The following is a 19,697-nucleotide window of genomic DNA, read 5'->3' as shown; positions in this document are numbered from 1 at the left end:
GAAGGATTAGTGCAGCTCTGGCCAGTACTCTTTATTGGCTGCAATCAGGTCATCAAGAATAGCCTTCGCAACGGAGGCGCTCGGCACGGTTTTCGACAGCGTAATGGCCTGCCACAGCTTGTGGTAGGAGCGATGTTCCCAGGCATCGACCACCAGTTTTTCGACCGCCACCTGCTGGCCCATCATCCCTTTCTGGAAGTTCGGGATATCGCCCACCGTTAGCGGCTCCGGCCCGTTATGGCCAACCAGGCACGGAATTTCGACCATCGCGTCGGCGTCAAAGTTATGGATAGCGCCATTATTCGGCACAATCAGCAGCATGCGCTCCTGGGTGTTGAAGGCAATCGCCGCCGCGAGGTCAACGATGTACGAGGCGTGCTCGTCGATCTCCAAATCGCCGGCAGAGGATTTACCGGCGGCAATAATGGCCCGGCAGGCGCTGAAGACGTTTTTCTCGCGATGATCCATGACCTCGTTTGCGCGGGTGCGCTCAGGGTTGGAGTGCGCCACCACATAGTCCGGGAACAGATAGTACTTCAGGTAGGTGTTCGGCATGGTGTCCGGATCCAGCGCCTGCACATCTTTTGCCTTGGCAAAGGTATCGTTCCAGCTCGCTTCGGTATGCGGATCGTTTGACGGCGGAACGTAGCCATATTTAGCGACATGTTCACGCAGTTTTGGCATCAGGTCGTTACCCTGCAGATCCTCAATCGACGTCCACCAGCCGAAGTGGTTAAGGCCGTAGTAGCGCACGCGCATCTGCTTGCGGTCTTTCAGGCCGACGATTTGCGCCATTCGCCCTTCGATACCGATCGGCATATCGCAAATGTTGAGGATTTTCGCATTCGGGCGCAGGCGGCGGGTCGCTTCTGCCACGATGGCCGCCGGGTTGGAGTAGTTAAGCATCCACGCGTTCGGCGAATATTTTTGCATGTAGTCCACCAGCTCCAGCACGCCGCCGATAGAGCGCATACCGTAGGCGATGCCGCCAGGCCCGCAGGTTTCCTGACCCAGCACGCCGTGGCGCAGCGGGATTTTTTCATCTTTTTCACGCATCGGATATTTACCGACGCGAATGTGCGCCATCACGAAATCCACGTCGGTAAAGGCCGCCTGCGGGTCGGTGGTGTAGCTGAACTCAATATCCGGCGCCTGCTCTTTAAGAATAACTTTACAGGCTTCGGCGATGGTCTCCTGCCGCGCGCCGTCGTTGTCATAAAATTTCAGCGCCCGCAGCGGGAAACGGTCCTGGTTCGCTAACAGCATTAATACGATGCCCGGGGTAAAGGTACTGCCGCCGCCTGCGATAACAACTGAGAATTTTTTCATGATACTGCCTCCGTCATGGTGTTTTGTTCGGTCTGTAGAGAATCTTTGATGAGGGTTTCAAGCTGGTCGCGAACCTGAGGGACGTGCAGGCCAACGATGACCTGAATCCCGTTGCCGCGCCGCACCACTCCGTGGGCGCCCAGCGCTTTAAAGACGTCGTCACTTTGCGTTTTCGCCATATCGACCAGCGTGATACGCAGCCGGGTGGCGCAGTTATTGATGCTCTCGATATTGCTCGCCCCGCCCAGCGCCTGCAGGAAGCCTGCGGCCTGGCCGAGTTTGGTCTCCGTCGTGCCTGCGGCGCTGGTTTTGCCGCGCGCCGCCTGGTAGTCGGCCTTGCTGTAGAGCTTGATTTCACTCTCTTCACGTCCCGGCGTTTTCAGGTTGAGGCGCAGGATCAGGGCACGGAAGATAACGAAGTAGATGCCGGTGAAGCATGCCCCGACGCCGATCTGGATAAACATCATCGAGGCGTGGTTGTGGAACATCGGGATCCAGTTTTGCGGCAGGAACTGATCCAGCAAACCGCCGCCAAAATTGCCTACCACGCCGCACATATACATCACCGTCGCCATCGTCGCCGCCAGCACGGCGTGCACGGCGAACAGCAGCGGAGAGATAAACAGGAAGGTGAACTCCAGCGGTTCGGTAATACCGACCAGCATGGCGGTCAGGGTGGCCGGTATCAGCAGGCCGGCAACCTTGACGCGGTTTTCCGGGGCGGCGGTAAAGTAGAGCGCCAGCGCAATACCCACCGAGCCAAAGACCTTCGAGTTGCCGTGCAGGGCAAAGCCGCCTTCCGGGAACAGAGCCTTCAGCGGCTCGGTGCTCTGACTGAACTCCTGCAGATGCTGTGCCCAGTACATCTGAATGCCGCCTTCCACGACCGCCGGGCCGAAGATAAACGGACCGTAGACAAAATGGTGCAGGCCGGTTGGGATCAGGATCCGCTCAAGGAAAATATAAACCCAGACCCCAAGCGCCCCGGCCGAGCGTAAAAACGCCTGCAGAGATTCAATCCCCATCTGCACCTTCGGCCAACCTAGCAGCGTCAGCCAGGCGCAGGGGATCATCGCCAGGAATGCCACGATGACGACAAACGAAGAGCCCTGGAAAATACCGAGGAAAACCGGGAGTGGTTTATCAAAATAGCGGTTATGAATCGCGGTCACGAAGCCGGAAATAACAATCGCGCCGATGATGCTGGTATCCAGCGTTTTAATTCCGGCGATCATTGCCAGGCCGCTGCCGGCGGTGGGTTCGGCGGAAAAGTCGACGCCGAAGAAGTGGCCCCAGGTCATCCCCATCGCGTTAATGAAGTAGTTCCAGGTGAGGAAGCTGACCAGCACCGCGAGGCAGGCCCGGCCCTGCGCCTGTTTAGCGAGGCCAATCGGCAGGCCGACGGCGAAAATCAGCGGCATATTACGAAATACCGTCCAGCCGCCCTCTTCAATAATGTGAACGATTTGCGCAAATAAATTATCGGGGGCCGTGAGCGCTTCGCCGACAAACATCGGGTTGCGCAACATAATGGCAATCCCGACCACGATCCCGGCAAACGGAAACAGCAAAACCGGGGTAAACATGGCGCCGCCAAAACGTTGTATTTGACTGAGCATTTTAAAATCCTCATTTAACAACCAGTAGGGTTAGAGGCCTTATTTGTCTTGAGTATCGGCCTAAAGCGAGAATAGGAATTTACCCGTCATCCAACATGCAATGTCGGTGCGATTCGTGATCGCTTTCATGGTTTTAATTACGGCGATGTTGTCTACTTTTGGAATAAAACATAGACAACAACAATGCCACCCATCTCCAGCCTGCAAAAATGTCAGCGTATTCATATGTAATTTAATGATTTTTAATACGAAACAGAGGTTTGATAATCACCTCTGATACTGGAATAGAGGTCTACTGGTGATCTATAAATCTATTGCTGAAAGATTGCGTCTGCGGCTCAATTCATCGGATTTCAACATCGGCAGCCCGCTGCCGGGAGAGAAAAAGCTGGCGCAGGAGTTTGGCGCCGCTCGGATGACCATTCGCAAAGCCATCGACCTGCTGGTGAACTGGGGGCTGGTGGTACGTCGCCACGGTAGCGGCACCTACGTTGCGCGCAAAGACGTGCACCACGAAACCACCAACCTTACCGGCCTGGCCGAGGTGCTGCGCCAGCAGGGGAAAGAGGTGGTCAGCCAGGTGCTGATTTTCGAGGTGATGCCCGCACCGCCCGCGATTGCCAGCCAGCTGCGGATTCAGATTAACGAGCGGATCTATTTCTCACGACGCGTGCGCTACGTGGACGGAAAGTCCCTGATGCTGGAAGACAGCTATATGCCGGTCAAACTGTTTCGTAACCTGTCGCTGGTGCATCTCGAGGGGTCAAAATTTGACTACATCGAGAAGGAGTGCGGGCTAACGATTAGCGGTAACTATGAGAGCCTCTCTCCGGTGCTGGCGGACAAGCAGCTGGCAAAATCGATGAATGTCCCTGAGCAGACGCCGCTGCTGCGCATAACCTCGCTCTCCTACAGCGACAGCGGCGAATTTCTCAATTATTCCGTTATGTTTCGCAACGCCAGCGAGTATCAGGTGGACTACCACTTACGCCGCGTCCACCTCGATAGCCCGTTAGCTCATGCCCCAGAACAGCACGGCGAGGAGCTGCGGGGTGATGATGCGTAAAAACATCACCAGCGGGTAGACCGTGGCATAAGACAGCGCCGCCGCGCCGCTGGTGGCGTGCAGGTTGTTGGCGAAGGCCAGCGCCGGGGGATCGGTCATTGAACCAGCCAGCATGCCGCAGAGGGTCAGATAGTTCATCTTCAGCAGCATTCGCGCCAGAACCCCGACCGTCAGCAGCGGAATGGCGGTAATGAAAATACCGTAGGCTATCCAGCTCAGGCCGTCGCCGTGGGTCAGCGTCAGGATAAAATCACCGCCCGACTTCAGGCCAACCACCGCCAAAAACAGCACGATCCCGAGCTCGCGCAGCGCAAGGTTGGCACTGGGCGGCATAAACCAGTACAGCTTGCCGATGCTGCCGATTCGCCCGAGGATCAACGCCATAATCAGCGGCCCGCCGGCCAGGCCCAGCTTAAGCGCGACGGGAAAGCCGGGAATAAACAGCGGGATAGAACCCAGCAGCACCCCTAAACCAATGCCGATAAAGACCGGCAGCATCTGTACCTGCTGCAGTTTTTGCTGCGCGTTACCTAGCTCAGCCGCAACCGCGTCAATCGCCTCCGGGCGCCCCACCAGGTTAAGGATATCGCCAAACTGCAGGCTGGCATGGCTGCTGGCCACCAGCTCCACGCCGGCGCGATTAAGCCGCGAGATAACCACGTCATAGCGCTGCTTGTAGTTGAGATCGCGGATTTTTTTACCGAGGATCTTCTCGCTGGTCACCACCACTCGTTCGACTTTCAGGTCGGTACCGCGGGTGGAGAGCGAGGTGGAGACCTCCTTGCCGATAACCAGCTGCGCATTGTGTAAATCCTCCGGGCGCCCCACCAGATGCAGAAGGTCGCCGGTCTGGATCAGCGTGCCCGGAGCCGGGACCATCAGCATCTCATCGCGCTTCAGGCGCGAACAGATCAGCCTGTCGCTGTTGAGCATCGGCACATCCTGAATCGCCATATTATTCAGGTTAGGGTTTTCAACGCGGACGTTAATCGTTTGCAGCAGCGCATGGCCGTTACCGCTGCTCTCGTCAAACTGCAGGGCCTCTTTGTCGACGTTGACGCGAAAGAACAGGCGCACCAGCCACATGGTGAGCAAAATGCCGCAAATGCCAAACGGATAGGCCATGGCATAGCTCATCCCCATCTGGTCTACCACGTCGAGCGGCACGCCAAGGTCGCGCAGGATCTGCTGCCCGGCCCCCAGCGCTGGGGTATTGGTGACCGCCCCGGAGAAAATACCGAGGACTATCGGCAGCGGAATATTAAAAAGCTTATGCAGCACCGCGGTCACCAGGCCGCCGAGAATAACGATGAGGATGGCAAAGAGGTTGAGCCGTAGCCCTGAGACGCGCAGAGAGGCAAAGAACCCCGGCCCGACCTGGATACCGATGGTGTAAACGAAGAGGATCAGGCCAAATTCCTGAATAAAGTGCAGCATGGGACCGCTGAGGGTCACGCCGGCCTGGTCGACAAAGTGGCCGACGATAATACCGCCAAACAGCACGCCGCCAATGCCAAAACCCACGCCGCGAATTTTGACATTGCCGATCCACAATCCGACAACCGCAACCAGCGCCAAAACGCTGACGGTCAATGCTATATCACTCATCGTGTTTTCCCTGTGAATAACATTAGTAATAACAGGGATTATGGCCCAACCCTCAGGGCCAGTATGCAGCCTGGCGCACAATAATCAGCGGGTCATCAAAAGCGCGTAGAGGCTATTTCTGCCGGGTCATTTCAACGCTGCAGGGCAAAAAAAAGCCCCGACAGATCGGGGCTTTGATGAGGGTGTCAGATTAGCTGTCGAGCGCTGGACGCTCGCTAATGGCGATCCGCTGCGGGATGACCGCTTCCGGCTCATTGCGGGTGAGATCGATATGCAACAAACCGTTATTGAAGGTGGCTCCGGAGACTTCCATATTTTCGGCCAGCGTAAAGCTGAGGCTAAAGGCCTGGCTTACCAGCCCCTGATGCAGCCACTTCGTCTCTTTTTCCGCCTGCTGCGGCGTGCCCTTCACGCTCAGGCGCGTCCCTTCCAGCTGAATATCCAGATCTTCCTGACGGAAACCGGCCAGCGCAAGGGTAATGCGATAGTGGTTATCGTCACTTTTTTCGATGTTATAAGGTGGGAAGCTCTGGCTTTCACCGGCGGTTTGCAGAGCGTTGGCCAGTTTGTCAAAACCGATCCATTGACGCAGCAGCGGGGATAAATCGTAGTTACGCATAATGTGTTTCTCCTTCTAAGAAGCGAGTGAATACCGCGGGTTGGTTAACCCGCATCTGCCCCCTGACGGCGAGCAAGTTTTAATATCGGGCCGCGTGGGCGACCCGACGGGATTAGTTGATTTCGATACGACGCGGTTTATCCGCTTCTGGGATCACGCGTTCCAGTTCGATATACAGCAGACCGTTCACCAGGTTTGCGCCGCGAACGTGGATGTTTTCCGCGATCTGGAATTTACGCTCAAAGTTGCGCTCGGCGATGCCCTGATAGAGGTAGGTACGCTCTTTCGGCTCACCGGCATGGGCACCTTTGACGATCAGCAGATTGTCCTGGGCGGTGATCTCCAGTTCGCTTTCGGCAAAGCCGGCAACGGCGATCGCAATGCGGTAATGGTTTTCGTCTACCAGCTCGACGTTGTACGGAGGGTAGCCGCCATTGCTCTGGCTCTGATTGTTTTCTAACAGATTAAAAAGGCGGTCAAAACCAATAGCAGAACGATACAGCGGAGAGAGATCGAAATTACGCATAATAAATAGCTCCTGAAATCAGCGAGAATTTTATGACCTTCCATCATGGACAGGTCGTTATTACCCGGAATACCCCGCAGGCGTATTCTCATCGGGCCACGTTTCTAAAATGGGTTTCCCGGCGCGTTTTTCAAGACGAATACCGCAATTTTTTTTGCAGTTTGCCGACGATTGCTTAGACTGGGGGGAGCACAAAAGGCAAAATGCGATGCCTGCCACAGTGCGGCGCAATAACGCTATGCATTCAGAGGATGGCTCGATATAACCGATAAATGGTTATCTCAATGCCCGAAACAATAATGGAAGAATGATGAAAAGCGGTCTGTTAAAGCTGGTCCTGTTCGGCGGAATGGTAGGCTTGAGCGGTTGCTCCAGCGTGATGTCTCATACCGGCGGCAAGGAAGGAACCTACCCGGGAACGCGAGCCAGCGCGCAGATGCTGGGCAACAGCGATGCCAACTGGGGCACCAAATCCCTGGTGGCAATAGATATGCCCCTCACCGCGGTGATGGATACGCTGCTGCTGCCGTGGGATATGTTCCGTACCGATAGCTCGATAAAATCGCGCGTAGAAAAAAGCGAAAGAGAGACGCTGGCGACTAATTCGGTTATCCCGCCAGTATCAATGACAACCCCTTGATCTAACGCGTAACTTCGGTGGTCCACAGCTGACGATAGCCGTCCACCTCCGCCATCCATGCCAGATATTTACCATCCGGCGAAAAGACGATCGCATCCGCTGAAGGCGAGCTTTCTCCCTCGGCCGTCAAAAAGGTCACCGCCCCTGAGCGCGCGTGGCAAAGCGCAATCCGATTCTCCAGCACAAATCCCAGCCATTCGCCCGACGGATGCCAGTTAAACGCCGACTGAATATCCGCACGATTAGCGGTTAGCTGCCGCAGACCGCTACCCTGCGGCGAAATCAGCCACAGCTGAACCACGCCGGCATCATCGCGCATCAGAAACGCAATCTCCGTCGCCTGCGGGTTAGCCCGCACCCAGTGGCGCGGCGCAGTGGCTAATCCGGGATAGCGGCGGTCGTGAGTAAAGGTCAGGCGCCGCTGCATCACCCCGGCTGGCGGCACGGGCAGCGTCATCTCGGTACCCGCCAGCGGCGCATCACCCTGCTGCTTCCAGCCTTGTTCGCTATCCGGCAGGGTGACGATAAACAGCTCGGGGACCTTTTCACCGTCTGCCGATCGCGTATCGCCGATAAAGGCCAGGGCGTGATTACCGACCCAGCCCTCTTCATAAGCGCGGTTGATTTCATCGCTGCCCGGCGTCGGCTCAGGCGTTGTCCGGCTGACCAGCACGCACCAGTGGCTGCCGCCGTATTCACGCGGATGCTGCCCGCGCGGTACCACCGGGCCATAGGGCGCCGCCACCCCAACGTTGCGCAGATCCAGCGCCGGCGAGCGTTCGTGCATTACGTGATCGTTATAGGTAAAGCTGACCAACTGACCATCAGGACTATAAACATGGACGTGGCTACCGCCGCGCAGCGCGCCTGCGGTATAGGGAGCGGTGATATCCATCGCATCGAGGTTACGGCACTCCCCCTGAAACGACACCACGCCGCGGCGGTGGTGGAAATCATACCGCCAGCTCTCATCCGGATGTTCGGGTCCGTGAATAAAAACGTAGGCATCTTTCGTTGGATGAACGGTCACCACGCCAACGTGGGCGCCCTGCTGCGCGCGATAGATTGTCTCTACCGCGCCGGTGTGGACGTTGACCCGCTCAATCGTCTCCCCGGTGAAGGAGGCCCCGGACGGACGGACGTCAAAAACCAGCCACTGGCTGTCCGCAGTCCAGACGCGCGTATTGGTCAACTGATGATGACAAGAGGCAAAAGTGATTTGTTTCATAAGGCTACCCTGATGCACGGCGTTCGCATCAGGGTATAGTATCGGCAAGAATTAGCCTACACGTTTAATATCGCCCACCAGCACGATGTAGGAAAGCGCGCCAATCAAGGCCACGACGGCAATATAAACCAGGGCAGGCGCAAAGCCATATCCCTGCGCCAGGTAACCGATGACCAGTGGAACGGTGATCCCACCCAGACCGCCGACAAAGTTAAACACGCCCCCGGTCAGCCCAATCAGGCGCATCGGCGCCAGCGATGACACCAGTGACCAGGTGATAGACGCAAAGCCGTTGCCGAAGAAGGCGATAGCCATCAGGGTCATAATCCACACCGGATCGTTGGTGTAGTTCGCGCCGATAATACAGGTCGATACCAGCAGCCCACAGATAATGGGCGTTTTACGCGCGGTGCCCAGCGAGACACCTTTTCGCACCAGCCGGTCCGCCAGCCAGCCCGAGAGCAGCACGCCAACGAACGCGGCAAGGAACGGAACCGTGGTCATAAAGCCCGCTTTTAGCGCGGTGATCCCCTTTTCCTGAGTCAGGTAATTCGGGAACCAGGTCAGGAAAAACCACAACGTGGAGGTGACGGCAAACTGCCCGAGGTACACGCCGACCAGCTTGCGATGGAATACCAGCTTCCAGTCGGCTTTGGTCATCGGCTGCCGCGCCTCTTTTTTGGCCGGCGCATCGCCGTCCACCAGGCCACCGCCGTCGCGAATATAGTCCAGCTCGGCCTTGCTGATGCTTTTAGTCAGGCGCGGAGGCTGGTAGACCTTGAACCAAATTAACGACCAGACAATACCGATAGCGCCGGTGATGATGAACACCCAGTGCCAGCTCAGCAGCTCCTGGATCCAGATCAGCAGCGGCGTCAGGAACGCCAGCCCTACAAACTGGCCGGAGGTGTAGAACCCAACCGCCGAGGCGCGTTCGTGCTCCGGGAACCAGCTGGTCACCATTCGGTTGTTGGTCGGGAAAGCCGGGGCCTCAAAAATACCCGTAATCGCTCGCAGACCAATCAGCGACATCAGCCCCGTGGCAAAGCCCTGAAATAGCGTCGCTACCGACCAGCCAAAAATGGCAATAAAGTAGGTCATCCTTGAACCTACGCGGTCGAGGAACCAGCCGCCGGGAATTTGGCACAGCGTATATAGCCAGGCAAAAGCAGAAAAAATATAGCCCATTTCCGTTTTGCTAATACCAAACTCTTCCTGAATATGCGCTGATGCGACGGCAAGATTAGCCCGATCAACGTAGCAAATAACAACGGTAATAAAGATCATAACCAGCGTCAAATAACGACGACGACCGGGTTTTGCAGCAGTCACTGAAATATCCATAGCAATCTGTCTCCAGATTTTGGGCATAGTGAAACCGCTCACCATGCCCTGTAATTTACAGAGGGTTTATTTGGATTTTTTATTAATATCTTAACCGTAATGCGCTAAATAATTTGTGCCGGGGAACGGCGGCAACTTTTCGCACTCCCAGGAGCATACATTAGTATGTGACTGGGGTAAGAAAATGCAGCCAACGCGTGACCAGTGCAAAGTATGACGCACATTACCATTCGGCGACGGAACCATCCTCATGACGCCATAATGGATTACGCCAGTCCGGCGCATTTTTACTGAGCTCAATCACTCTGGCTTCATCAATTTCCACACCCAGCCCCGGCTTCGTTAACGGTTTAAAGAAGCCGCCTTCCATATTGAAGTCTTCTTTATTCTTCACAAAGTCGAGCAGCTCCGCGCCCTTGTTGTAGTGAATGCCCATGCTTTGTTCCTGGAGGACCGCATTGCGGGCGACGAAATCGACGTGCAGGCAGGCGGCCAGGGCGATCGGGCCCAGCGGACAGTGCGGCGCCAGCGCCACGTCATAGGCCTCAGCCATGCCGGCAATTTTATAGCATTCGGTGATCCCCCCGGCGTGCGACAGGTCCGGCTGCAAAATGGCCAGGCCGCCGGCTTCCAGCACCCGTTTGAATTCGAAGCGTGAGAACATACGTTCGCCCGCCGCGAGCGGAATATGCGTTTGCGCCGCCAGTTTTGGATAATATTCCGCCTGCTCCGCCAGTACCGGTTCCTCAATAAATAGCGGACGATACGGTTCCAGCTCTTTAATCAGGACTTTGGCCATCGGCGCGCTGACGCGGCCGTGGAAATCAAGACCAAACTCAATTTCATTGCCGAAGGCTTCGCGGATTTGCGCCACGGTATTCACCGCTGCGTCTACCGCCCGGGAATTATCAATAACTCCCATCTCTTCGCAGCCATTTAATTTGAAGGTATCAAAACCAATCCCGCGCAGCTTTTTAATACCCTCGATAACTTCCGCCGGGCGATCGCCGCCAACCCAGCTGTAGGCTTTAATTTTGTCCCGCACCAGGCCGCCCATCAGCTGCCACACCGGCGCATTCAGCACTTTGCCTTTGATATCCCACAGCGCCTGATCGATACCGGCAATGGCGCTCATCAAAATAGGGCCGCCGCGATAGAAACCGGCGCGGTACATCACCTGCCACAGGTCGTTAATACGCGCCGGGTCCTGGCCAATCAGGTATTCCCCCAGCTCATGTACCGCCGCTTCGACGGTGCGCGCTCGCCCTTCAATTACCGGCTCGCCCCAGCCAACGACGCCTTCATCGGTTTCAATTTTCAGAAACATCCACCGCGGCGGTAAACGGTAAGTAGTCAGTTTGGTTATTTTCATTGCACAGCCTCTCGATACGCTTTAACAAATTCGGCAGCCTGGCGGGCGGTGCGTTCAACGGACTGTCCGGCACGATAAAGATCGCTCCCCAGTCCGGCACCGATACAGCCGGCATCAATCCATTGCGCCAGGTTCTCCGGCGTTACGCCACCGACGGCGAAAACGGGGACCTCTGACGGTAAAACGGCCTTCAGCGCCTTGATGTAATCCGGGCCAAAAGCGGAAGACGGGAACACCTTCAGGGCTCTGGCACCCGCATCGAGCGCGGTGAAGGCCTCGGTGGCGGTCGCGCATCCGGGACAGACGGTCATGCCGTAGCTCACCGCGCGGCGAATCACTTCGCTTTGAACGTTTGGCGTAACGATCAGCCGACAGCCCATCTTCGCCAGCTCGTCAACCTGCTCCGGCTGCAGCACGGTGCCTGCGCCAATCAGCGCCCGATCGCCAAACGCCTCGACGATGGCCGCAATGCTTTGCTGCCACCGGGGCGAATTCAGCGGAATTTCGACGGCATCGAATCCCGCGTCGATAACGGCGCCCACGTGCGCCAGCGCCTCTTCCGGCGTGATTCCGCGCAGAATTGCGATCAGCGGAAGCTTAGTTTGCCACTGCATATATGATGCTCCTTATACCTGCCTGAAATGCGGTATCGCCGGAAACGACCGTCGCCTGACGACCGAATGCGGCCAGCGCCTGCTGGTAGCGGTTCGCCAACGCCTCTCCGGCAACGATAGTAATCTGTTGATCAATCACGCTTTCGCTCATGGTGGCAACCTCAGCGCCAATCAGCAGGCCGGATAAAAACTCGCTGACGTGCTCGCGCGGCAGCGTGCCGAGAACGTGCGAAGCGCGAACCTGAAAGAGCTGCGCTAAAACGGCGGGCGAGTTCAGCCCGCGCTCGAGGCCGGCAGAAAATGCCGCCGCGGAGGTTTCCTGCTGCGGGAGACCGGCGCCCACCAGCGAGTGTTGCAGCAGTAAATGGTGCAGTTCACCGGTCATCACGGTGCGAAAATCAAGAATTTGCTCGCGATCGGCCTGCACCCATTTGCAGTGGGTGCCGGGCATCACATAGACCGATGAGGGGGCGATCGCACGCGCGCCGAGCAGCTGCGTCTCTTCGCCGCGCATCACGTTGCGGTTATCGTCCCGGGAGACGCTAAGGCCGGGAACGATCCAGATATTGTCGCCAATGGCCGTTAACTGTTGGCAAATCGCCGAAAAGTGGGCAGGAACCGGTAAGTAAGGAGCGATTTTCCAGCCCACGTTGCTGCCGACCATTCCCGCCATAACCGCTGGCGTGGCGTCATCGCGCCAGTTCTCGGTTATCTCACTAAACACCGCCGCCGGGGATCTGCCGTTGAGGCGGGTTACGCCAGCTTCCGACTGCCTGCTCTCCAGGCATCTGTCGCCCTGAAAAAGCCAGGCGCGCAGGTTGGTCGATCCCCAGTCAATTGCGATGTAGCGAGATGTCATGTGATTTCCTTCAGCCTTCGTGTTGAGCTGGCGATCATGGTGAGCGCCGCCTGCTCTGCCGCTTCGCTATCCTGATGCCGGATGGCATCAAACAGCGCCTTATGTTCCTGGAGGGTCTTCGGCATATTGCCTTCATCCCCCATCCAGGTTCGTTCAAATACCGCTCGCTGCAGCGAGCTGATTGCCACGCTCAGCTGCTGTAACACCGGGTTATGCACCGACTGCAGCACCGCTTCGTGATAGCGAATGTCGGCTTCGTTAAACGCATCCCGGTCCTGGTTATTGGCAATCATCTCGTTCAGCGCGTCTTCAATTTGCGCCAGATCGCTGGAGGTGGCGCGTTCAGCCGCCCAGCGGGCGATGGCCGGTTCCACCAGGTTTCGCACTTCGCTCATCGCGCCAATCAGGCGCGGGTCATAATCGTTCTCCAGCACCCACTGCAGCACCTCGGTATCAAGGTAGTTCCAGTGGTTACGCGGCGAAACGAAGGCTCCGCGATAGCGCTTCATCTCAATCAGCCGCTTCGCCATCAGCGAGCGAAACACTTCCCGGATAATATTGCGCGACGTTTCAAACTCTTCGCACAGGTCCGCTTCTGCCGGCAGCGCCGAGCCGGGAACGTATTTACCGCCGACAATCTGGCGGCCCAGCGTCATGATGATGCGATCGGTTTTGGTCAGGTTCATGGCACGTCCTCTAAGAAACACTCTGCCTTACTTTACCCTGACTGCCGGTTTTCGCCTCATCTTTGCAGTACAAACGTGATGCTCTTCGTTGTCTCACGTGGTGAATAGTAGTACTAAGTCGCAATGTTGTACTACAATTTAGATCACAAAAAGAACAATTGATAAAATAAAAAAAACGCGAACCCGCGGGTCGCTGCTTAAGGGGAGTGGTGGAACGGAGAGTTCGGCGGGAAAAGAGGCTTAGAAGGCTTCACCAACCTGGAAGTAGAAACCGCTGCTGCCTTTACCGATGCCGTAGTCGAGGCGAATATTCACCCGAGGTTTGAATTCAAAGCGATAGCCAACGCCGGCCGTCGGTAGCCAGCGGCCGTTGTTTAGCTCATCCACGGAGGGGCCCATGGTGCCCGCGCCAACCCAGGCCACAATACCGTGACGCCAGGTCAGCTGACGGCGATATTCAAGCTGGGTGCTTACCACGTTTTTATCGCGATAGCGTCCCTGGTAATAGCCGCGCATCCGTTCGTCGCTGCCAAGCAGCGGCAGCATGCTCCACGGCACGTCTCCCTGAGTCAATACGCCATCGGCCTCCCAGGCCAGCACGCTTTTTTCGCTGAGCGCCTGGTAGCGACTGTAATGCAGGTGAAACTCATCGAACCGCGTATCGCTCCCGAGCCCCGGGGCGTAGTGGGTATAGCGCAGGTTGGCATACTGGCCTTTACGCGGGTTCGGGACAAAATCACGATCGTCCCAGCTCAGATCGATACTGACGCCGGAGCTGAATACCGACGGCCCCTGCGGGGTACTTTCAATTTTTGGCAAATCGTTTTGGTCCAGCCGATCGGCGTTCTGCGCCGCCAGCGACCAGCCGACGCCAAGATAAACGTTGTCCACCAGCTGTCGGTACAGGGTTGGCCGCAGCGTCAGGACCTGAGCGATATACTTTTCCTTGTTGCCGTCATCATTGGCGGCGGAAAAGCCCTGACCCCAGTAGTAGGTTGGCGTGTTGGCCAGCGAGCCTTCGAGAAAGACGCGCCACCGATCTTCAGCAAAAAAAGCGTAGTTTTTCACGCTGACGCCGAAGGCGCCGGTTGAGCTGGCGTAGCCGCTGAGGGTTAAGGTTGAGTTCTGGCTGACCGTATCGCTGGGATCGGGGCGGTACATACCCACCACCGCGGTGCCTATTCCCAAACCCAGCTCCGGAGTGTAAAACGGCCCGGGCATCACGCCCCAGTCGATACCTTTAGCGGCATCAAATTTATCGCTGGCTCCCAGCGTCTTCAGCCAACCGTCTATATTGTCACGGCTGAACGCCTGCGCCTGTGCCTGCCCGATAAAAGAGCATGTGATACAAAATAGAATGCCGCCGCGTAGCGTACTCAACAGCGATGCTCTCCAGTGAAAAAAGTCATGGCCGACAAAGTGAAACCGCATCGTGTCTGAGTATAGTTGCCATCAAGCTTTACTCTTTGAAGCCGATACAGATTTGCGTAAGCAAGGGCAGGAGAATATAGAGTTTTCGATTCGAAATAAGAGAGTTACGTGCGAGTTTACACTAAAAAATGAAAATACTGACGGCTCAGGCCCGGGTTTGCCGGGCCTGAAGATAAATCAGGATAAAACGTACTTCTCAATGGCCCAGGCCACGCCGTCTTCAAGGTTCGATTTGGTAATAAAGTTTGCCGCTTCTTTCACGGTCGGTATCGCGTTATCCATCGCCACGCCGACGCCGGCGAACTCAATCATCGCGATGTCGTTTTCCTGATCGCCAATCGCCATGATCTCTTCCTGCTTGATATTCAGCGCATCGGCCAGCGACTTCACGCCGGTGCCTTTATTGACCCGCTTATCGAGGATCTCGAGGAAGTATGGCGCGCTTTTCAGCACGGTATACTTCTCTTTCACTTCAGCCGGAATGCGGGCGATGGCCTGGTCCAGAATCACCGGCTCATCAATCATCATCACCTTCAGCAGCTGGATGTTGGGATCCATATTTTCTGCTTCACAGAAGACCAGCGGGATGGTTGCGACGTAGGATTCATGCACCGTGTAGTAGCTCACATCGCGGTTAGCGGTATAGAGCGTATTGCGGTCAAGCGCGTGGAAGTGGGAGCCGACGTCGCGGGAAAGCCGTTCCAGATAGCGGTAGTCATCATAGCTCAGCGCAGTTTGCGCGACGGTGCTGCCGTCGCTTGCCTTCTGCACTAACGCACCGTTGTAGGTGATGCAGTAGTCTCCCGGCTGCTCCATGTGCAGTTCTTTCAGGTAGCTGTGCACGCCGGCATACGGCCGACCGGTGGTCAGCACCACGTTGACGCCGCGCGCGCGGGCCGCAGCAATCGCGGTTTTAACGGCAGGAGAGATGGTATGGTCTGGCAGCAGAAGCGTGCCGTCCATATCAATTGCAATCAGTTTAATAGCCATGAGATCCCCAGGTAAGATGAGTCCTGACTCATGCTAACGCGATTCCGCTCAAAAAACAGCAACTGAAGTTTGGGAAAACGGGGATGGGTTCGGCAGGGGGATTCCCCTTTTCCGGCCGAAAAAAAACCGGATGACGCCGTTGAGCGTGCATTCCGGGTTTATCAAACGCTTACCCCGGTCAGCGAAGTGCTATACCGGGGAAATTGCGGGCTTAGATATCGATATTCGCCGCTTTCAGGGCGTTTTCTTCGATAAATGCGCGGCGCGGTTCAACGGCGTCGCCCATCAGGGTGGTGAACAGCTGGTCTGCGGCAATCGCATCCTTAACGGTTACGCGCAGCATGCGGCGGCTATCCGGGTCCATTGTGGTTTCCCACAGCTGGTCCGGGTTCATTTCACCCAGGCCTTTATAGCGCTGGATAGAGAGCCCGCGACGGGACTCTTTCACCAGCCACTCCAGCGCCTGCTCAAAGCTGGCAACCGGCTGACGGCGTTCGCCGCGTTCGATAAACGCGTCGTCTTCAATCAGACCACGCAGCTTCTCGCCGAGGGCGCAGATACGACGATACTCGCCGCCGGTCACAAACTCATGATCCAGCGGATAGTCGGTATCGACGCCGTGGGTACGGACGCGAACAATCGGCTCGAACAGCTGCTGCTCCGTGTTTTCATGAATATCAAACTTCCACTGGCTGCCGTGCTGCTCGTTTTCGTTCAGATCGGTCACCAGCTTATTCACCCAGCGGGTTACGGCCTGTTCGTCCGATAGCTCAGCTTCGCTCAGCGTTGGCTGGTAGATAAGCTCTTTCAGCATCGTTTTCGGGAAGCGACGCTCCATGCGGCCAATCATTTTCTGCGTGGCGTTGAACTCGGCAACCAGCTTCTCTAACGCTTCGCCAGCCAGAGCCGGGGCGCTGGCGTTGGTGTGCAGGGTGGCGCCATCCAGGGCGATGGAGATCTGGTACTGATCCATCGCTTCATCGTCTTTGATGTACTGTTCCTGCTTGCCTTTCTTCACTTTGTACAGCGGCGGCTGCGCAATGTAGACGTGACCACGCTCAACGATTTCCGGCATCTGACGGTAGAAGAAGGTCAGCAGCAGGGTACGAATGTGTGAACCATCGACGTCCGCATCGGTCATGATGATGATGCTGTGGTAGCGCAGCTTATCCGGGTTGTACTCGTCGCGGCCGATACCACAGCCCAGGGCGGTGATAAGCGTAGCGACTTCCTGGGAAGAGAGCATCTTGTCAAAACGGGCCTTCTCGACGTTGAGGATTTTACCCTTCAGCGGCAGGATAGCCTGGTTTTTACGGTTACGGCCCTGCTTGGCAGAACCGCCCGCGGAGTCCCCTTCCACAAGGTACAGTTCGGAGAGCGCCGGGTCGCGTTCCTGACAGTCAGCCAGCTTGCCCGGCAGGCCGGCCAGGTCCAGGGCACCTTTACGACGGGTCATTTCACGGGCACGACGTGCCGCTTCGCGCGCGCGCGCGGCATCGATAATTTTGCCTACCACGATCTTGGCGTCTGACGGGTTTTCCAGCAGATATTCGTTCAGCAGCTCGTTCATCTGCTGCTCTACCGCGGTTTTCACCTCGGAGGAGACCAGCTTATCTTTAGTCTGCGAGGAGAACTTAGGATCCGGTACTTTCACGGAGACTACGGCAATCAGGCCTTCGCGGGCATCGTCGCCGGTGGCGCTGACTTTCGCCTTTTTGCTGTAGCCTTCTTTATCCATGTAGGCGTTCAGGGTACGGGTCATCGCCGCCCGGAAGCCCGCAAGGTGCGTCCCGCCGTCGCGCTGCGGAATGTTGTTGGTAAAGCAGTAGATATTTTCCTGGAAGCCGTCGTTCCACTGCAGCGCAACTTCAACGCCGATACCGTCTTTTTCGGTGGAGAAATAGAAGATATTTGGGTGAATTGGCGTTTTGTTCTTGTTGAGATACTCAACGAACGCCTTGATGCCGCCTTCGTAGTGGAAGTGGTCTTCTTTGCCGTCACGCTTATCGCGCAGGCGGATGGAGACGCCGGAGTTCAGGAACGACAGCTCGCGCAGGCGTTTGGCCAGAATCTCATATTCGAATTCGATCACGTTGGTGAAGGTTTCATAGCTCGGCCAGAAACGTACCATGGTGCCGGTTTTTTCGGTATCGCCGGTCGCGGCCAGCGGCGCCTGCGGCACGCCGTGGGCGTACAGCTGACGGTGAACTTTATTATCGCGCTGAATCACCAGCTCCAGCTTCTGCGACAGGGCGTTAACCACGGAAACGCCTACGCCGTGCAGGCCGCCGGAAACTTTATAGGAGTTATCATCAAACTTGCCGCCTGCGTGCAGTACGGTCATGATGACTTCTGCCGCCGATACGCCCTCTTCCGGGTGAATACCGGTCGGGATGCCGCGGCCATCATCCTGTACGGAGACGGAGTTATCGCTATGGATGGTGACAACGATGTCTTTACAGTACCCTGCGAGCGCTTCGTCGATAGCGTTATCCACAACCTCGAATACCATGTGGTGCAGACCGGTGCCGTCATCCGTGTCGCCGATATACATACCCGGGCGCTTACGCACCGCATCCAGCCCTTTCAGGACTTTGATACTGGAGGAGTCATAAGAATTCGACATCAACGTTTCTCGCTCATTTAATCTTGGGTTAATCCGTTATTTTACCCTTTTCCACGGTGAACATCTTCGAATTTTTGTCCGACATGTCCATTACGTGCTCAGCGCTTATTGCGCTGACGAAAACCTGCGACTGCGTGGCTTTTAAGCGGCTGGCAAGCAGCCCGCGCCGCGCGTCATCAAGTTCCGAGGCAAAATCATCTATCAGATACAGACAGCGTCTCCCGCTTTCGCGGGTTAAAAACTCGCCCTGTGCCAGCCGTAGCGCGCACATCAGGAGCTTGAGCTGTCCGCGTGATAAGGTATCTTCGACCGGCGCACCATCGGCACGTATGCGGAAATCCGCTTTGTGCGGGCCGTGGGCGGTATAGGTCAGCATGCGATCACGCTCGAAGTTTCTCTCCAGTACCTCAGCGTAATCCGTTTCTTTTTCCCAGCCGCGCTGGAAGGAAAAGGTCAGAGAGAATTCAGGTAAAAACTGCTTACAGGTATCCGCCATGTCTTCGACGATAGCGGCGCTGTAGTCGGCACGCCAGCGGCTAATCTGCTCCGCCAGCGGGATCAGCTCCAGATCCCAGGGCCGAATTTGCGCGTAGCGGCTAACCTGACGCAGCGCGGCGTTGCGCTGCTTCAGCAGGCGCTTCAGGTTGCTCCAGGCGGTAAAAAACCCGGTTTCATTGTGAAAGCATCCCCAGTCAAGGAAGGCTCTTCTGTACTTGGGGCCGCCGTTGAGCAAAGTAAACCCTTCCGGCGTAATCAGCTGCATCGGCATTAAATGCGCCAGTTCGGCCACTTTGTGACCATCGGTGCCGTCAATCCGCACCTTGCTGTCGCCGAGCTTGTCTTTAGTCAGGCCAATGGCGACTTCACGCTCGCCATCCTGTAAGCGCCCGTGCAGGATAAATGACTCCCGCTCATGACGGATGACGCGACCAATTTGCAAACTGCGAAACGCCCGACCGTGACCAAGCGTATAAATGGCTTCCAGCACGCTGGTTTTGCCGCTGCCGTTGGCGCCAACCAGAAAGTTAAAGCCGGGAGATAAGGCAAGATCCGCATTTTCGATATTGCGGAAGTCTTTGATGAGTAATCGGGATAGCGACATATCAACTCATAGCCAGGGCGTTATCGTCGCAGCCAGTT

General features: G+C 56.5%; 17 protein-coding genes and 1 other annotated feature. Of the genes, 2 read left to right on the top strand and 15 right to left on the bottom strand.

The window, feature by feature from the left end; genetic code table 11:
• Nucleotides 1-6: 6 nt before the first annotated feature.
• Together GVK32_RS18700 and GVK32_RS18695 are read right to left on the bottom strand one after the other, a co-directional pair.
• Complete coding sequence (locus GVK32_RS18700; RefSeq protein WP_123709488.1) at nt 7-1,329, bottom strand: 6-phospho-alpha-glucosidase; 1,323 nt, start codon at nt 1,327-1,329, stop codon at nt 7-9.
• Entirely contained in the window at nt 1,326-2,948 is a 1,623-nt protein-coding gene (locus GVK32_RS18695) for an alpha-glucoside-specific PTS transporter subunit IIBC (protein ID WP_159871611.1), read from the bottom strand. The genes GVK32_RS18700 and GVK32_RS18695 overlap by 4 nt, the downstream gene beginning before the upstream one ends.
• A 298-nt stretch (nt 2,949-3,246) precedes the next feature.
• Between GVK32_RS18695 and GVK32_RS18690 the strand changes: the two genes are divergently transcribed.
• Complete coding sequence (locus GVK32_RS18690; RefSeq protein ID WP_159871609.1) at nt 3,247-4,014, top strand: GntR family transcriptional regulator; 768 nt, start codon at nt 3,247-3,249, stop codon at nt 4,012-4,014.
• Here the strand turns inward: GVK32_RS18690 and GVK32_RS18685 are convergent.
• The 3 genes from GVK32_RS18685 to ibpA all read right to left on the bottom strand — a co-directional run bounded on the left by GVK32_RS18685 (nt 3,961) and on the right by ibpA (nt 6,767).
• Nucleotides 3,961-5,622, bottom strand: coding sequence for a putative transporter (locus GVK32_RS18685; protein WP_159871607.1), 1,662 nt, complete (start codon nt 5,620-5,622; stop codon nt 3,961-3,963). The genes GVK32_RS18690 and GVK32_RS18685 overlap by 54 nt on opposite strands.
• 190 nt (nt 5,623-5,812) lie before the next feature.
• On the bottom strand, nt 5,813-6,241 hold the full coding sequence (gene ibpB, locus GVK32_RS18680) for a small heat shock chaperone IbpB (RefSeq protein WP_095102428.1): 429 nt from the start codon (nt 6,239-6,241) through the stop codon (nt 5,813-5,815).
• A 112-nt stretch (nt 6,242-6,353) separates the two neighbouring features.
• The gene (gene ibpA / locus GVK32_RS18675; RefSeq protein ID WP_041143322.1) at nt 6,354-6,767 is read right to left on the bottom strand and encodes a small heat shock chaperone IbpA; all 414 of its coding nucleotides are present in this window, start codon (nt 6,765-6,767) and stop codon (nt 6,354-6,356) included.
• Nucleotides 6,761-6,835 (bottom strand) — a sequence feature (ROSE (Repression Of Heat Shock gene Expression) occurs in the 5'-region of heat shock genes and acts as an RNA thermometer to modulate expression.). Its footprint overlaps the gene before it by 7 nt.
• A gap of 239 nt (nt 6,836-7,074) precedes the next feature.
• Here ibpA and GVK32_RS18670 point away from each other — a divergent pair.
• Nucleotides 7,075-7,407, top strand: coding sequence for a YceK/YidQ family lipoprotein (locus GVK32_RS18670; RefSeq protein WP_159871605.1), 333 nt, complete (start codon nt 7,075-7,077; stop codon nt 7,405-7,407).
• A 1-nt stretch (nt 7,408) separates the two neighbouring features.
• Here GVK32_RS18670 and GVK32_RS18665 read toward each other — a convergent pair whose 3' ends face one another.
• From GVK32_RS18665 to recF, 10 genes are all read right to left on the bottom strand, one after another.
• On the bottom strand, nt 7,409-8,635 hold the full coding sequence (locus GVK32_RS18665) for a DUF3748 domain-containing protein (RefSeq protein ID WP_159871603.1): 1,227 nt from the start codon (nt 8,633-8,635) through the stop codon (nt 7,409-7,411).
• A 51-nt stretch (nt 8,636-8,686) separates the two neighbouring features.
• The gene (locus GVK32_RS18660; RefSeq protein WP_200842905.1) at nt 8,687-10,024 is read right to left on the bottom strand and encodes an MFS transporter; all 1,338 of its coding nucleotides are present in this window, start codon (nt 10,022-10,024) and stop codon (nt 8,687-8,689) included.
• Nucleotides 10,025-10,202: 178 nt separating this feature from the next.
• Nucleotides 10,203-11,351, bottom strand: coding sequence for a galactonate dehydratase (gene dgoD / locus GVK32_RS18655; RefSeq protein ID WP_041143326.1), 1,149 nt, complete (start codon nt 11,349-11,351; stop codon nt 10,203-10,205).
• On the bottom strand, nt 11,348-11,965 hold the full coding sequence (locus GVK32_RS18650; protein ID WP_159871591.1) for a 2-dehydro-3-deoxy-6-phosphogalactonate aldolase: 618 nt from the start codon (nt 11,963-11,965) through the stop codon (nt 11,348-11,350). The genes dgoD and GVK32_RS18650 overlap by 4 nt, the downstream gene beginning before the upstream one ends.
• Nucleotides 11,949-12,824 (bottom strand): 2-dehydro-3-deoxygalactonokinase, encoded by an 876-nt coding sequence (locus tag GVK32_RS18645; protein WP_159871588.1) that lies wholly within the window; start codon nt 12,822-12,824, stop codon nt 11,949-11,951. The genes GVK32_RS18650 and GVK32_RS18645 overlap by 17 nt, the downstream gene beginning before the upstream one ends.
• A complete protein-coding gene (dgoR, locus tag GVK32_RS18640; protein WP_041143329.1) occupies nt 12,821-13,510 on the bottom strand; it encodes a D-galactonate utilization transcriptional regulator DgoR in 690 nt (229 codons plus the stop codon). Before dgoR ends, GVK32_RS18645 begins: the two co-directional genes overlap by 4 nt.
• A gap of 240 nt (nt 13,511-13,750) precedes the next feature.
• A complete protein-coding gene (locus GVK32_RS18635) occupies nt 13,751-14,890 on the bottom strand; it encodes a BamA/TamA family outer membrane protein (RefSeq protein WP_227697874.1) in 1,140 nt (379 codons plus the stop codon).
• Nucleotides 14,891-15,118: 228 nt separating this feature from the next.
• Nucleotides 15,119-15,931: a sugar-phosphatase gene (gene yidA / locus GVK32_RS18630; RefSeq protein WP_159871582.1), complete on the bottom strand. Its 813-nt coding sequence runs from the start codon at nt 15,929-15,931 to the stop codon at nt 15,119-15,121.
• Between the two features lie 211 nt (nt 15,932-16,142).
• Nucleotides 16,143-18,557, bottom strand: coding sequence for a DNA topoisomerase (ATP-hydrolyzing) subunit B (gene gyrB, locus GVK32_RS18625; protein ID WP_159871579.1), 2,415 nt, complete (start codon nt 18,555-18,557; stop codon nt 16,143-16,145).
• Nucleotides 18,558-18,585: 28 nt separating this feature from the next.
• Nucleotides 18,586-19,659 carry a DNA replication/repair protein RecF gene (gene recF / locus GVK32_RS18620; RefSeq protein WP_159871576.1) on the bottom strand — a complete coding sequence of 358 codons (1,074 nt, stop codon included), beginning with the start codon at nt 19,657-19,659 and terminating at the stop codon, nt 18,586-18,588.
• Between the last annotated feature and the right edge of the window lie 38 nt (nt 19,660-19,697).

Source organism: Klebsiella sp. 18074 (assembly GCF_902705905.1).
GTDB lineage: Bacteria > Pseudomonadota > Gammaproteobacteria > Enterobacterales > Enterobacteriaceae > Klebsiella > Klebsiella terrigena.
The sequence above is the reverse complement of the archived record's forward strand: the minus strand, read 5'-3'. Positions and strand labels throughout refer to the sequence as shown.

What these genes read in the sequence shown, in the direction of transcription:
- yidA (WP_159871582.1), bottom strand. Translation starts at nt 15,931, where the DNA reads ATGGCTATTAAACTGATTGCAATTGATATGGACGGCACGCTTCTGCTG.
- GVK32_RS18645 (WP_159871588.1), bottom strand. Translation starts at nt 12,824, where the DNA reads ATGACATCTCGCTACATCGCAATTGACTGGGGATCGACCAACCTGCGC.
- dgoD (WP_041143326.1), bottom strand. Translation starts at nt 11,351, where the DNA reads ATGAAAATAACCAAACTGACTACTTACCGTTTACCGCCGCGGTGGATG.
- GVK32_RS18700 (WP_123709488.1), bottom strand. Translation starts at nt 1,329, where the DNA reads ATGAAAAAATTCTCAGTTGTTATCGCAGGCGGCGGCAGTACCTTTACC.
- GVK32_RS18650 (WP_159871591.1), bottom strand. Translation starts at nt 11,965, where the DNA reads ATGCAGTGGCAAACTAAGCTTCCGCTGATCGCAATTCTGCGCGGAATC.
- GVK32_RS18670 (WP_159871605.1), top strand. Translation starts at nt 7,075, where the DNA reads ATGATGAAAAGCGGTCTGTTAAAGCTGGTCCTGTTCGGCGGAATGGTA.
- ibpB (WP_095102428.1), bottom strand. Translation starts at nt 6,241, where the DNA reads ATGCGTAACTACGATTTATCCCCGCTGCTGCGTCAATGGATCGGTTTT.
- GVK32_RS18660 (WP_200842905.1), bottom strand. Translation starts at nt 10,024, where the DNA reads ATGGTGAGCGGTTTCACTATGCCCAAAATCTGGAGACAGATTGCTATG.
- GVK32_RS18665 (WP_159871603.1), bottom strand. Translation starts at nt 8,635, where the DNA reads ATGAAACAAATCACTTTTGCCTCTTGTCATCATCAGTTGACCAATACG.
- recF (WP_159871576.1), bottom strand. Translation starts at nt 19,659, where the DNA reads ATGTCGCTATCCCGATTACTCATCAAAGACTTCCGCAATATCGAAAAT.
- dgoR (WP_041143329.1), bottom strand. Translation starts at nt 13,510, where the DNA reads ATGAACCTGACCAAAACCGATCGCATCATCATGACGCTGGGCCGCCAG.
- ibpA (WP_041143322.1), bottom strand. Translation starts at nt 6,767, where the DNA reads ATGCGTAATTTCGATCTCTCTCCGCTGTATCGTTCTGCTATTGGTTTT.
- gyrB (WP_159871579.1), bottom strand. Translation starts at nt 18,557, where the DNA reads ATGTCGAATTCTTATGACTCCTCCAGTATCAAAGTCCTGAAAGGGCTG.
- GVK32_RS18695 (WP_159871611.1), bottom strand. Translation starts at nt 2,948, where the DNA reads ATGCTCAGTCAAATACAACGTTTTGGCGGCGCCATGTTTACCCCGGTT.
- GVK32_RS18685 (WP_159871607.1), bottom strand. Translation starts at nt 5,622, where the DNA reads ATGAGTGATATAGCATTGACCGTCAGCGTTTTGGCGCTGGTTGCGGTT.